The organism is Streptomyces sp. NPDC000983 (assembly GCF_040299205.1).
In the GTDB taxonomy this organism is placed as follows: Bacteria; Actinomycetota; Actinomycetes; order Streptomycetales; family Streptomycetaceae; genus Streptomyces.
Window position 1 is genome coordinate 55,427 of the sequence record NZ_JBEPBM010000022.1, and the last position, 12,467, is coordinate 67,893.

Genomic DNA, 12,467 nt, shown 5'->3' on the forward strand with positions numbered 1-12,467 from the left:
TGTTGCGGGCATCTCTCGCTGCCGCCCGCAACAGGTCTTCGGTCGCCGCCGTACGGCCGGCCCCGGAGCCTGGATCCCCGGTTCCGGTCCGTCGGTCAGTCGGCGTTGTTGGCGGGCACGGGGACCTGTGCAGTCCCTCCGGACCCGCGGTCGCCCTCCTGGCGTCCCGCGCCCGTGTCGTCGCGGTCTTCGTCGTCCGCGGCGGGGCGAACCGTCTGCCTGAGTTCCGTGATGGCTGCCTCGAAGTCCTCCAGCGAGTCGAACGCCCGGTAGACGGAGGCGAATCGCAGATAGGCGACGAGGTCGAGCTCCTGCAGCGGGCCGAGTATGGCCAGTCCCACGTCGTGGGTGGTCAGCTCGGCGCTCCCGGTGGCCCGCACCGCCTCTTCGACCCGCTGGCCGAGCTGGGCGAGTGCGTCCTCGGTGACAGGCCGTCCCTGGCATGCCTTGCGCACACCGTTGATGACCTTGGTACGGCTGAACGGTTCGGTGACTCCGGACCGCTTCACCACCATGAGCGAACACGTCTCCACGGTCGTGAAGCGACGTGAGCAGTCAGGGCACTGGCGGCGCCTGCGGATCGACGTGCCGTCGTCGGTCGTACGGCTGTCGACCACACGGCTGTCGGGGTGCCTGCAGAAGGGGCAGTGCATGAACTCCCAACCCTCCTCACAGCAGACTCAATGGCCTCGCAGGGCCTCATGGGCCCCTCGAAGCAGCCTCAAGCATAGGCCACGGCCGGGGGCCCGGAGACCCGGGGGACCACAACTTCTGGGCTGCTGCCGCAATCCAACCACTAGATGTGGTGATTGGCTCACACATCCACGCCATGCGCGCGTGTCGCACCTCTGCGTGTCCACCGCTCCGGCCCACATCACCCGGACCTCAAGGGTCCGGAGCTCTCGACGCGCCGCCGGCACCGCCGGACCGCGCCTTCCGCGGCAACACGGACGCGCACAGCCGTACCGCTGTGACGCATGCGGAGATACCGTGAGCGCCACAGGGAGGCGTCATGGGACTCCCGCACAGATGGGGGCCGGGTCACGGCCGACGACTCGCCGAATGGCAGACTGGAGCGACGCACCACGAGGCCGTCGCCCGGCGGTGAAGAGTACAGCAAAGGGACTCTCGATCCGCCGGACGCAGCGTTAGCCATACACCCAGACACATGATCACGTCAGGTGAATCGCGGTTTTTCACTCGAACGTGTGTTTGGCGCAACCTTTCGAAAGCAACTACCGTTGTCCAGCAGGGAGACCATCGAGAGGGGCCGACGTGACCACCACCGCAGACAGTGCCACCATCACTGCCCAGGACCGCTCCCAGGGCCGACTCGAGCCGGTGCATGCCATGAACGAAGCCGTGAATCCCGAGGGACACAAGCGTTCCCTCCCAGGCCGACCTCCAGGCATCCGCGCCGACAGCTCGGGACTGACCGACCGGCAGCGCCGAGTCATCGAGGTCATCAGGGATTCGGTGCAGCGTCGCGGCTACCCGCCGTCGATGCGGGAGATCGGCCAGGCGGTCGGCCTCTCCAGCACCTCCTCGGTCGCACACCAGCTGATGGCACTGGAGCGCAAGGGCTTCCTGCGCCGCGACCCGCACCGTCCGCGCGCGTACGAGGTGCGCGGCTCCGACCAGGCCGCCTCGGTGCAGCCCACGGACACCACGGGCAAGCCCGCCGCGTCGTACGTTCCGCTGGTCGGCCGGATCGCGGCCGGCGGCCCGATCCTCGCCGAGGAGTCCGTCGAGGACGTCTTCCCTCTCCCGCGGCAGCTCGTCGGTGACGGTGAGCTGTTCGTCCTGAAGGTCGTCGGGGACTCGATGATCGAGGCGGCGATCTGTGACGGCGACTGGGTCACCGTCCGCCGTCAGCCGGTCGCCGAGAACGGCGACATCGTGGCCGCGATGCTCGACGGCGAAGCCACCGTCAAGCGCTTCAAGCGCGAGGACGGCCACGTCTGGCTGCTCCCGCACAACTCCGCGTACGAGCCGATCCCCGGCGACGACGCGACGATCCTCGGCAAGGTGGTGGCGGTGCTGCGGCGCGTCTGAGCCCCGCGCGCGTCGGACCTCGCCGATCTGACCGGGCCCCGGAACCTCTGCGCCGGTTCCGGGGCCCTGCCCTTTATCCGCACCCGGCCGACAGCCGTATTTCGAGGGGTGGTGGGTCCGTCCCTCGTCGGGGCGGACCCACCACCCCTCACTCGGCTTCGGCCTGCGCCTGAGCCGCCGCGTCGATCGAAGCCAGCGATCTGCGGACCTGATTGCGGTCGGTGGTGTACCAGAAGTCGGGCAGGGACGCCTTCAGATAGCTCCCGTACCGCGCCGTGGCCAACCGCTGATCCAGGACGGCGACCACACCACGGTCCCCCGACGCCCGTACGAGGCGACCGGCGCCCTGAGCCATCAGCAGTGCGGCATGGGTTGCCGCCACCGCCATGAAACCGTTGCCGCCCGCTTCCTCCACCGCCTTCTGGCGTGCGCTCATCAAAGGGTCGTCGGGACGCGGGAACGGGATCTTGTCCATGACGACCAGCTGACAGCTGGGCCCCGGGACGTCCACACCCTGCCACAGTGACAGCGTGCCGAAGAGGCAGGTCTTCGGGTCGGCGGAGAAGTTCTTGATGAGCTCACCGAGGGTCTCCTCGCCCTGGAGGAGGATCGGGTACTCGGGGATGCGGGAGCGCAGTTCCTCGGCCGCGAGCTGGGCGGCCCGCATCGAGGAGAACAGCCCGAGCGTGCGGCCGCCGGCCGCCTGGATGAGTTCCGTCAGTTCGTCGAGCATGTCCGCCCGGTCGCCGTCGCGCGCGGGACGTGCCAGGTGTTTGGCGACGTAGAGGATGCCCTGCTTGGGGTAGTCGAAGGGGGAACCGACGTCGACGCCCTTCCACTGCGGCAACTCATCGCCCTCGGTGCCCTCCGGGGCGAGTCCCAGTGAGGCGCCGACGCCGTTGAAGTCGCCGCCGAGCTTCAGGGTGGCCGAGGTCAGTACGACCGATCGGTCCGTGAAGAGCTTCTCGCGCAGCAGTCCGGAGACCGACATGGGTGCGACGCGCAAGGAGGCGCCGAAGCGGTCGTGGCGCTCGTACCAGACGACGTCCCACTCCGAACCGTTCGTGATCCGTTCGGCCACGTCGTGCACGCTCTCCACGGACGCGAGGGCCTGCTTGCGGACCGCGTCCTCGTCCTGGACGGATTTGTCCCGGGTGGCACCGATCCCGGAGATCACGGTGCGGCAGGCGTCCCGGAGCGCCATGAGCGCGTAGCCGAGGTCCTCGGGGATCTCCTCCAGACGGCCCGGCAGGGCCAGCTCCATCAGCCGCTCGAAGCCCTCGGCGGCGGTCTGGAGCTGATCGGCGGCCTTCTCGTTGACGAGCTTGGCGGCCCTTCGTACGGCGCGGTTGACCTGGCCCGGAGTGAGTTCGCCGGTCGCGACTCCGGTGACACGGGAGACCAGTTCGTGGGCCTCGTCCACGATCAGCACCTCGTGCTGCGGGAGGACCGGGGCGCCTTCGATGGCGTCGATCGCGAGCAGCGCGTGGTTGGTGACGACGACATCGGCGAGCTTGGCCCGCTCGCGGGCCATCTCCGCGAAGCACTCTGCGCCGTAGGCGCACTTCGTGGCGCCCAGGCACTCGCGCGAGGAGACGGACACCTGCGCCCAGGCGCGGTCGGAGACCCCGGGCGTGAGGCCGTCGCGGTCGCCCGACTCTGTCTCGTCGGACCATTCACGCAGCCGCAGGAGGTCCTGGCCCAGTTTGCTCGTCGGTGCGGCCGCCTCGAACTGATCGAAAAGGCCCTCCTCCTCGTCCTGCGGGACACCCTCGTGGAGCCGGTGCAGGCACAGGTAGTTCGATCTGCCCTTGAGCATCGCGAACTCCGGACGGCGGCGCAGCAGAGCATGCAGGGAATCGACCGTGCGCGGAAGGTCCCGCTCCACCAACTGACGCTGGAGAGCCAGGGTGGCCGTCGCCACGACGACCCGCTCCCCGTGGGCGAGGGCCGGAACCAGATAGCCGAGCGACTTTCCGGTTCCGGTGCCGGCCTGGACCAGCAGGTGGGAACCGTCGTCGATGGCCTCCGCGACGGCTTCGGCCATGGTCACCTGGCCGGGGCGCTCCGATCCGCCGACGGCGGTGACGGCAGCGTGCAGGAGTTCGGGGAGTGAGGGCTTCGTCATAGCGCGACCACCCTACGACCTGGCACTGACAAACGGGTGATCGCGGCGGTGCGGGAGGGCTGGAGCAAGAACGGGGTCCTTGGGTGGATGGGTGGCTGTTCTGGTCGGGCCGGACACCATGGGCTGGTTGCGGGGCAGGGCGGCGAGCCAGGTGCGGGCCGAGCGTCGGGCCGAGCACGGGACCGGGCGTTCAGGCCGGATGAGCGATCCCGATACAGGGCCGGATACGGGGCCGGATGGGGACATCGACGCAGGGCCCGGATATCCGCGGGATCTGGATGGGAACCCCGGCGACCCGAGCGGTGTACTTAGAGTGACTTCGCCGCAGCGTGGCGTCACAGAGCATCACGCAAGGCCCGGTCGCGAACCATGAGGGCGGCCCGCTTCGCGGGCAGGTCGACCTCGGCGACGAACCGGAAACCAGCGCTCAGGAAGGCGGAGATGGAAGGGGTGTTGCGAATGTCAGGTTCCGCTACCACGCGTGCGCAGGCGGGGCGCATGTCCAGGGCTCGATCGGCCACGGCTCGGAGAAGGATGGCGCCGAGGCCGCGCCCACGGTCACCGACATCACCGATGAGGAGATGGACTCCCGTGTCATGAGGACGAGCGGGATAGTGGCGGGCCAGCGGGTCGAGGTCCGCCCGGTAGATCTCCCAGTAACTCATGGGCGTGCCGTCCAGCACACCCATGCACGGCACACTGCGCCCGTCTCCCCTGATTTGGGACCGTACATGTTCCTCGGCCACGCTCTGGGGCCCGGCCAGCTCCCAGAACGCGGCCGCGGCCGGGTCGTTCATCCAGCGGCTGAGGAGCAGCAGGTCGTGTGGGATGCGCAGAGGTACGAGGTGGAACACACCCATGTCCGTGGTGATAGGCCCCCAGTCGACAACGCGATCGAGGAGGTCGTCGCCGGTCGGCAGGAGGGAGTCAGGCTCGCCGGGCGTGCCGGGACCATCTTCGCCTCCGCCCTCATCCCGGCCAGCGACAGCATCTGTATCGGTCCGCTCCGTCGCCGCGACGAGTGCCAGGAATTCGTCGGGCAGGCGCAGGTCCAGCGTGTCCTCACTGTCGTCGCCGGTGAATTCACCGGGAACTGTGTCGGTGCCGGCCGAGGCGGCGGGATCGATAACGGCGTCGGTGCTCGCGTCTTTGGGAGGCACGGCGACGCTCCTCTCAGGAGGTGGAGTGGGTCATGGTCCTCGGAAGTGCAGGGGCTGAAGCAGTGAGAAAGCCGAGTCCGCTGGGCTCGGGAGGTACGGGCGACCGCACCTCATGGCTCAGCAGTGGAGGGGGTTGGTGATGGTGACGTAGACGGACTGGGTGTCGACGGGGCCCACGAGTTCGTCCAGGCCGTGCAGTCGCGTGAGGAGGTTGGCCTTGCAGCGAAGGGTGGTCGCGCCCAGCAGACGGTCCGGCAGGGAGGTTCGCAGTCGTCCCTGCCCGGAGGCCGCATCGCGCAGGAAACGGCGGAAGCCGGCGATCAGGAGCCTTTCGTCGGCGAGCCCTTGGGAACCGAACGCGCCGATCAGGCCGAACACGTTGTTGATGGCGAGGTAGTAGGTGAAGCGTTCGTCGGTCACCTCGTCGGAGACGAAGGTGTCGCTGTGCTTGCCGATGCCGGGCATACGGGCGTCAAGTTCGGCGCGGCGGGACTCACGGAAGTAGTAGCCCTGGTTGTCGCGGTAGCGGCCGCCAGCGGGCCAGCCGTCGGGGTCCAGCAGAACCAGGGTGTTCTGCTGGTGGGCCTCCAGGGCGATGCCGGCCTCGGCGTCCAGCCAGAGAACCGGTCGGACGACGTGTTCGAGGTAGCGCAGGAACCACTCGGTGGACACGGCTCCGACGGAGCGACCCGTCCGTGTGGCCAGGCGGGTCACCAGCTCCGCCAGACGGGATCTCCAGACCGTCCGAGAAGCTGGCCGGCCGCCCGGGGCATCGGAGGCATCGGCAGGCAGGGCGGACGGCGGCACAACGGGTGCGGAGGTGGCAGGCGCTGAGGAGGGCTGGGCGGGGGGCGGTACGGAAGGCTGGGTGGTTCGTGGTCGGGGCGAGATCAGTCCGGCGACGCAGGAGACGTCGGCGGCGGGGTGGAAGGGGTTGTGCCTGATCATCACGTCGAGTCCAGGGACCGGCTGCCCCTGGGGGTCGTCGACGGCGAGCCAGGCCGGGTCGCGGACGATGTCGAAGTCGGGGTGGGCCGCCCTCCACTGCTTGGACAGGCCGGCCCGCAGAAGGCGGTGAACCTCGACGCCGCGGTGCAGTTCCTTGCGGAGGTTCTCACGGCGGGAGTTGGTGATGGACAGGCCCAACGAGAGCTTGAGCATGGCGGGCGCGCCGGACTGGTGGACGGTGCGCACGGAGGAGGAGGGATGCCACGGCACGCCATAGGGACCAAGGTCGCGGATCAGCCCGGCGTCGAACAGAGCCGCGATGGCTGGGCGGTTGCGGACCTCGCCGAGTTGCCAGGGGTGCAGGGGCAGGGCGGCGTGCGTATCGGGTACCGGGAGCCCGGGGCCGGCGAGGCGCGCGGTGAGGTGAGGTGCCGTGACGGGGCGGCCGCCCTCGGTCCAGGCCGAGTCGGTGGCGAGCAGGGAGGGTGCCACGGCGATCCAGTGGAGGGGAAAGGAGCCGCGCAATTCGGGTGAGTACAGGGGGATTTCGGAGTCGGAGAGTCCCTCGCGGCTCTTCGGGGCGGGGTGCAGGGGGTGTCCGAGGAGGAGCGCCTGCTCGCCGCTGAGGAAGAGGTCGGGGCTGTCGGCGGGTCGGCGTCGTCGTTCGCTGATGAACAGGGCGGTGCGACGGACGGAGTCCGCGACGCGGGCCACGAGTTCGGTGCGCTCCGAGGGAGCGGAGGCGGAGCTTGTCACGGCGGGCCTCGGCCCCCCGGCGGCGGGGGTGGCCTCGGGGGCGGTTCCGTAGGGCAGCTCCCGCGCAAGCAGTGCCGCGACGGTGACGGCGTCGACAGGCGGAGCGTGCTTGAGGGCGCCCTGGAGGCGGGGGAGATCGAAGCGGTGCCCGCCGGTCGGGGACCAGTAGCGGACCTGGACGGTCAGGACGGTGCCGCTGGCGGGGAGTGGGATGCGCAGGATCCCGTCGGTGGGGGCCGACAGGCCGGTCTCCCTTACCCAGCAGCGGAGCAGGTTCTCCACTGCGGCCGCCTGGGCCGCGGTGTGCGGATCGGGGTGGTCGAACGGGTCTGCGGCGGGGTGGGGCAGGCGTTCGGGCTCCAGGTCGACGGCTGGGCGGGCCAGAGGCGCGGCCTCAGAGTCAGCAGTGGGGCGAGGTAGAGGCTCAGACGCAGTGTCAGCAACGAAGGTGGGCGAGGGCTCAGCCGCAGATGCGGCAGGAGGGTAAGGCAGGCGTTCGAACTCGGGGGCGCCGCCCTGTGCGGGAGTTCGCTCGGGTGCGGGGGTCACTGTGGCGGTGCTTGGTGAGGTGGTGGTCGCCGCGAATTCCGGTGTCGGGTGGTTCTTCTGGTGCCGGGTTGCCGACGCGTTGGTCGGTGTGGGTGGGTCCGGGGTGGGGTGGCGATGGTCTGCGAGGCCGTCCGCGTCCCTCGGGGTGTGCTCGTCGGATGCACGGGTGCTGTTCAACTTCTGCTCTGTTCCTGGAAGGAGGTGGTTCTGGTGGAGGAGGGGCCGTCGGTGACGTGGTCCGGCTCAGAGGTGGGATCGAGGCCGGGCGTGGAATGCGGACCGGCTGCGGGATCAGCCCCGCGGCCGGGTGCGGGATCGGGCTCAGGACTGGCTGCGGGATCGAGCTCAGGGCTGGGTGGGGTTTCGGGGCTAGGCGTGGGTTCGGGCGGCGGTTCGGATGGCGTCGGCGAGGCGGTCCATTACCGCGGCGGCTTGTTCGTCGCTGATGGTCAGCGGGGGGAGGAGCCTTACGACGCTGTGGTGTCGGCCACCGAGTTCGACGATCAGGCCGCGTTTGAGGCACTCCCGCTGGACAGCGGCCGCGATTTCGGGCGCGGGAGGGAGTGGCTCGCGAAGAGCGGCGTCCTTCGCGGAGTCCAGGCTCTCCGTCAAGTTCCGCCCCCGTACCGGCTGCCAGCCCGCATGCCGGTCGTCATGGACGCTTGCCGGGCCCCGGGGCGGTTGTGGGCCCAGGGGCGGTTGTGGAGTCCAGGTCGACTCCGAGTGCTGTCGTGGCCTCGGTTCCTGTGCCGTGTACCGGGCCGGCTCCGGCTCCAAGGTGTCCGCCAGGCTCTGTGCCGGACCCGGGACAAGGCGCTGGACGGGATCGTGCGTCCGGCCCTGGGGTGGCTCCGGGGTCGTTGTGGGCCTCGGGCCGCTACCCGGGTCCACGAGTTCGACTCCGATCATGAGGCCGCGCCCCCGGACGTCGCCGACGCAGGGGAACTCGTCGATCAGGCGGCGGAGTTCGGCCAGCATGCGGGTGCCGAGGTCGTGTGCCCGGTCGGCAAGGCCGTTCTCGCGGACATGGGTCAGGGTTGCCGTGCCGGCGGCCATGGCGAGCTGGTTGCCGCGGAAGGTGCCGGCGTGGGCGCCCGGTTCCCAGACGTCGAGGTCCTCGTGGTAGACCACGACGGCCAGCGGGAGGCTGCCGCCGATGGCCTTGGAGAGGACCATCACGTCGGGGGTGACGCCGCTGTGCTCCACGGCCCAGAAGGCGCCGGTCCGTCCGACGCCGGTCTGGACCTCGTCGACGATCAGCGGGATCGAGCGGTCGGCGGTGAGCCGTCGCATGCGGCGCAGCCAGGCGTCGGGGGCGGGGATGACTCCGCCTTCGCCCTGAACGGGCTCCAGGATCATCCCGGCGGGCAGCGGTACCCCGGACTTGGGGTCGTCGAGGACGGACTCGGTCCAGCGGGCGGCGAGTTCGGCACCCTGTTCGCCGCCGACGCCGTACGGGCAGCGGTAGTCCTGGGGGTAGGGCAGGCGAACGTCGGGGGCGTGGCCGGAGGCTGCGAGGGCACCGGCGGTCATCCCGTGGTAGGCGCCGGTGAAGGCGAGCATGCCGCTCCGGCCGGTGGCGTGGCGGACCAGTTTGAGGGCGGCCTCGACCGCGTCCGTTCCCGCGGGGCCGCAGAACTGCACGCGGGCGCGGCCGACGAGTCCGGGTGGCAGCGTGCGGAACAGTTCGGTGGTGAAGGCGTCCTTGACCGGGGTGGCGAGGTCGAGGACGTGCAAGGGGGCGCCGGAGTCCAGGACCTTGCGGATGGCCTCCAGGACGACGGGGTGGTTGTGGCCGAGGGCCAGGGTCCCGGCACCGGAGAGGCAGTCCAGGTACCGGCGTCCGTCGGCGCCCTCGATGGTCATCCCGCGTGCCCGCACCGGCACGATCGGAAGGGCGCGCGCGTAGGTGCGCGCCGCGGATTCGCGGGCCGACTGGCGCCGCAGGATCCCCTCGTGCCAGGAGGTGCGCCCTCTGGCGACCGCCTGCGTCGAAGGCTTCCGCGCGCCGGGCTCGCGCGCCCCTCGCGCGGGCGTTCCGTCGTCGTCCGTCCCTCTGTCACACACTCCCGGCGCCCCGGCCGACCCTCCGTGTGCAGACTCGGTCACAGCCACCGCTCCCCGTCCTCCCGCCGTTCACGGGCGAGCAGGTCACATGTGTCCTCGCCCGTCCCGACATACGCAACCCCGCCAGCGTTCGCTCGAAGCTCCGGGGAATTGGGCACAGGAGGCCGCGCGCAGACAGCCGACCCCCCACCGCTACCAACCCCGGAAGGCTCACTCGGTTACGGGTCGCTGCAAGATTTCTGCCGCCGGGGATCCGCGACTCGGTCCGGCGTCGGCGGTTCCCCGTGCGGCATCCGCACACCGCCGCTCGGCGGGTTCGGCGGCCGTTCGGCGCCGTGCCGTCGGTCCTGTGCCTCTCCCGGTGGGGATGCTGTCCCGGAGCGGCAGGGCGGCAGGGTGACAGCGGGAGGTCGGAGGTTGCGGGTGGCCGTGGGGAGGACTCGGTCCCGGTGGTCGCTGCTGGCGATCCATCCGGCGCAGGGCCTGGTGCTGGTCTTCGCGCTCACGATCGTGCTGGGCGCGGGGCTGCTGCTGCTCCCGGCCGCCGGAGTGCCGGGTGCGGAGACCACCGTGCTGACGGCGCTGTTCACGGCGACCGGGGCGGTCAGTGGTGGTCTGGCGATCGTGGGGACGGGCAGCCACTGGAGTGCGTTCGGCGAGGCCGTGGTGCTGACGCTGATCCAGGTCGGCGGCTTCGGCATCATGGCGCTCGCGTCGCTGCTGGCCCTGCTGGTGGCGGGCCGGCTGCGGCTGCGGGCGCAGCTCACCACGCAGGCGGAGATGGGAAGTCCGGGCTCCGGTGACATCCGGCGGGTTCTGCTGGGTGTCGCGGGCACGACGCTCGTCGTCGAATCGGTGACGGCCGCCCTGCTGGCGGTCCGATTCCTCGTGCACTACGACCTCTCGGCCGGGAACGCCGTCTACCACGGGGTGTTCTACGGCATCTCGTCCTTCAACAACGCCGGTTTCGCCCTGCGTGACGACAATCTGGTCCGCTATGCCCACGATCCCTGGATCGTGCTGCCGATCGCCGCGGCCTGTGTGATCGGCTCGCTCGGCTTCCCCGTGCTGCTGGAACTGCGGCGCCACAGACGGGCGCGCCGGGGCGGAGGGCTCCCGCGTCGCTGGTCGCTGCACACCCGGCTGACCCTCGCCACCTCCGGGCTGCTGCTCGTCGCGGGCACTGTCATGACGTGCGGACTGGAGTGGGGCAACCCGGCGACGTTCGGCGCCATGGGCGGGGCGGACAAGGTGATGAACGGCTTCTTCCTGGCGGCGAGCGCGCGGACCGCCGGCTTCAACAGCGTCGACACCGGCGCGATGGAGCCGGCGACGCTGCTGGGCGTGTGTGTGCTGATGTTTATCGGCGGTGGCAGCGCGGGCACCGCGGGCGGCATCAAGGTCACCACGTTCGCCGTGCTGGCGGCCGCGATCCTGGCGGAGGTGCGCGGGCGGACGGACGCGGACGTCCTGGGCCGCCGGCTGGCCGAGAGCACTCTGCGCCAGGCCCTGACCGTGGCGCTGCTGGGGGTGGCCCTGGTGATGAGCGGCACGGTACTGCTCCTCGCGGTGAGCGAGGTGTCGGCCGAGTCAGCTCTGTTCGAGGCCGTTTCCGCGTTCGGCACGGTGGGGCTGAGTACCGGTATCACCGCGGATCTGCCCGCGGCGGGCCAACTGGTCGTGATCGCGCTGATGTTCGTCGGCCGGATCGGCCCGATCACCCTCGCCAGCGCGCTCGCCCTGCGCCCACGAGACCGGCGCTACACCCTGCCGGAGGAGCGGCCCATCATCGGCTGACCGCGCCCCACACCACTGCGCCGCCGCGCCAGACCGCCGCTGCCAGACCGCTGCCGCGCAAGACCACCAGCGCACCAGCGCCAGTGTCGACCCGCCGCTCTCCTTCCGCCTCTCCCCCGCACCCCCGCCCCTCCCCCTCAAGGAGCCTTCTTGCCCAGGCGTCTCGGCTTCCTCCATCCGCGCAAGCGTCGCCTCGACCAGCCGCACGAGCACGAGCCTCAGGCTGAACAACGCACCGGGGAACAGCCCGAGCCGCAACCCCGGCGGCGCCCCGGACGCCGCCACGCCAACGCCGGCTCCCGCAGCGGAGGGAACTCCCGCGTCGCGGTCATCGGGCTGGGGCGTTTCGGCCGTTCCGTCGCCGAGGAGTTGATGCGCCGCGGCTGGGACGTACTCGGGGTCGACGCCGACCCCCGTGTGGTGCAGCGGGCCGGTGACCAGCTGACCAAGGCCGCGGCCGCCGACTGCACCGACCCCGCCGCGCTGGACCAGCTCGGCGTCGGCGAGTGCGCCCGCGTGGTCGTCGGCATCGGCACGGATCTGGAGGCGAGCATCCTGACCACGTCCAACCTGGTCGACGCCGCCGTACCGGCCATCTGGGCGCGAGCCACCACGCGGCAGCACGGGCAGATCCTGGAGCGCATCGGCGCGCATCACGTCGTACTTCCCGAGCACGACATGGGTGAGCGGGTGGCTCATCTGGTGACCGGGCAGATGCTGGACTTCATCACCTTCGACAGCGACTACGCGCTCATCAAAACCCTCGCCCCGAAGGCCGTCGGCGGGGTTCCGCTGGGCGACAGCCGGGTGCGCAGTACGTACGGGGTGACCGTCGTCGGCATCAAACGGCCCGGGGCCGACTTCACGCACGCCACCGCGGCGACCGTCGTCCACCCCGGGGACGTCATCGTCGTCACCGGCAGAACCCGGGAGGTGGAGACGTTCGCCGAGTTGGAGCGCTGACGCCGACCCGCTGACCTGCGGGTTTCAGCGGCGGGTCGGTCGTC

Annotated in this window: 8 protein-coding genes; 3 read left to right on the plus strand and 5 right to left on the minus strand. The window is 70.7% G+C overall.

Features of this window, described 5'->3' with window-relative positions; translation table 11 throughout:
- Window positions 1-95: 95 nt before the first annotated feature.
- A complete protein-coding gene (gene nrdR, locus ABT296_RS24255) occupies window positions 96-653 on the minus strand; it encodes a transcriptional regulator NrdR (protein ID WP_351930710.1) in 558 nt (185 codons plus the stop codon).
- A 622-nt stretch (window positions 654-1,275) separates the two neighbouring features.
- On the opposite strand from nrdR, the gene lexA reads away from it, so the two are divergent.
- Window positions 1,276-2,055: a transcriptional repressor LexA gene (lexA, locus tag ABT296_RS24260; RefSeq protein ID WP_351930712.1), complete on the plus strand. Its 780-nt coding sequence runs from the start codon at window positions 1,276-1,278 to the stop codon at window positions 2,053-2,055.
- A gap of 148 nt (window positions 2,056-2,203) precedes the next feature.
- On the opposite strand, the gene ABT296_RS24265 is transcribed toward lexA, so the two are convergent.
- From ABT296_RS24265 to ABT296_RS24280, 4 genes are all read right to left on the minus strand, one after another.
- Window positions 2,204-4,183 carry an ATP-dependent DNA helicase gene (locus ABT296_RS24265; RefSeq protein ID WP_351930714.1) on the minus strand — a complete coding sequence of 660 codons (1,980 nt, stop codon included), beginning with the start codon at window positions 4,181-4,183 and terminating at the stop codon, window positions 2,204-2,206.
- 335 nt (window positions 4,184-4,518) lie between these two features.
- The gene (locus ABT296_RS24270) at window positions 4,519-5,343 is read right to left on the minus strand and encodes a GNAT family N-acetyltransferase (protein ID WP_351930716.1); all 825 of its coding nucleotides are present in this window, start codon (window positions 5,341-5,343) and stop codon (window positions 4,519-4,521) included.
- 117 nt (window positions 5,344-5,460) lie between these two features.
- The gene (locus tag ABT296_RS24275; RefSeq protein ID WP_502977311.1) at window positions 5,461-7,329 is read right to left on the minus strand and encodes an IucA/IucC family protein; all 1,869 of its coding nucleotides are present in this window, start codon (window positions 7,327-7,329) and stop codon (window positions 5,461-5,463) included.
- Window positions 7,330-7,965: 636 nt separating this feature from the next.
- Window positions 7,966-9,543, minus strand: a complete 1,578-nt coding sequence (locus ABT296_RS24280; protein WP_351930788.1) for a diaminobutyrate--2-oxoglutarate transaminase family protein — start codon at window positions 9,541-9,543, stop codon at window positions 7,966-7,968.
- Between the two features lie 549 nt (window positions 9,544-10,092).
- Between ABT296_RS24280 and ABT296_RS24285 the strand changes: the two genes are divergently transcribed.
- Window positions 10,093-11,460 carry a TrkH family potassium uptake protein gene (locus tag ABT296_RS24285; protein ID WP_351930718.1) on the plus strand — a complete coding sequence of 456 codons (1,368 nt, stop codon included), beginning with the start codon at window positions 10,093-10,095 and terminating at the stop codon, window positions 11,458-11,460.
- 150 nt (window positions 11,461-11,610) lie between these two features.
- A complete protein-coding gene (locus tag ABT296_RS24290; RefSeq protein WP_351930720.1) occupies window positions 11,611-12,423 on the plus strand; it encodes a potassium channel family protein in 813 nt (270 codons plus the stop codon).
- The last annotated feature ends 44 nt before the right edge of the window (window positions 12,424-12,467 follow it).

Excerpts from the sequence above, each read along its gene's own strand:
- nrdR (WP_351930710.1), bottom strand. The coding sequence starts at position 653 with ATGCACTGCCCCTTCTGCAGGCACCCCGACAGCCGTGTGGTCGACAGC.
- ABT296_RS24265 (WP_351930714.1), bottom strand. The coding sequence starts at position 4,183 with ATGACGAAGCCCTCACTCCCCGAACTCCTGCACGCTGCCGTCACCGCC.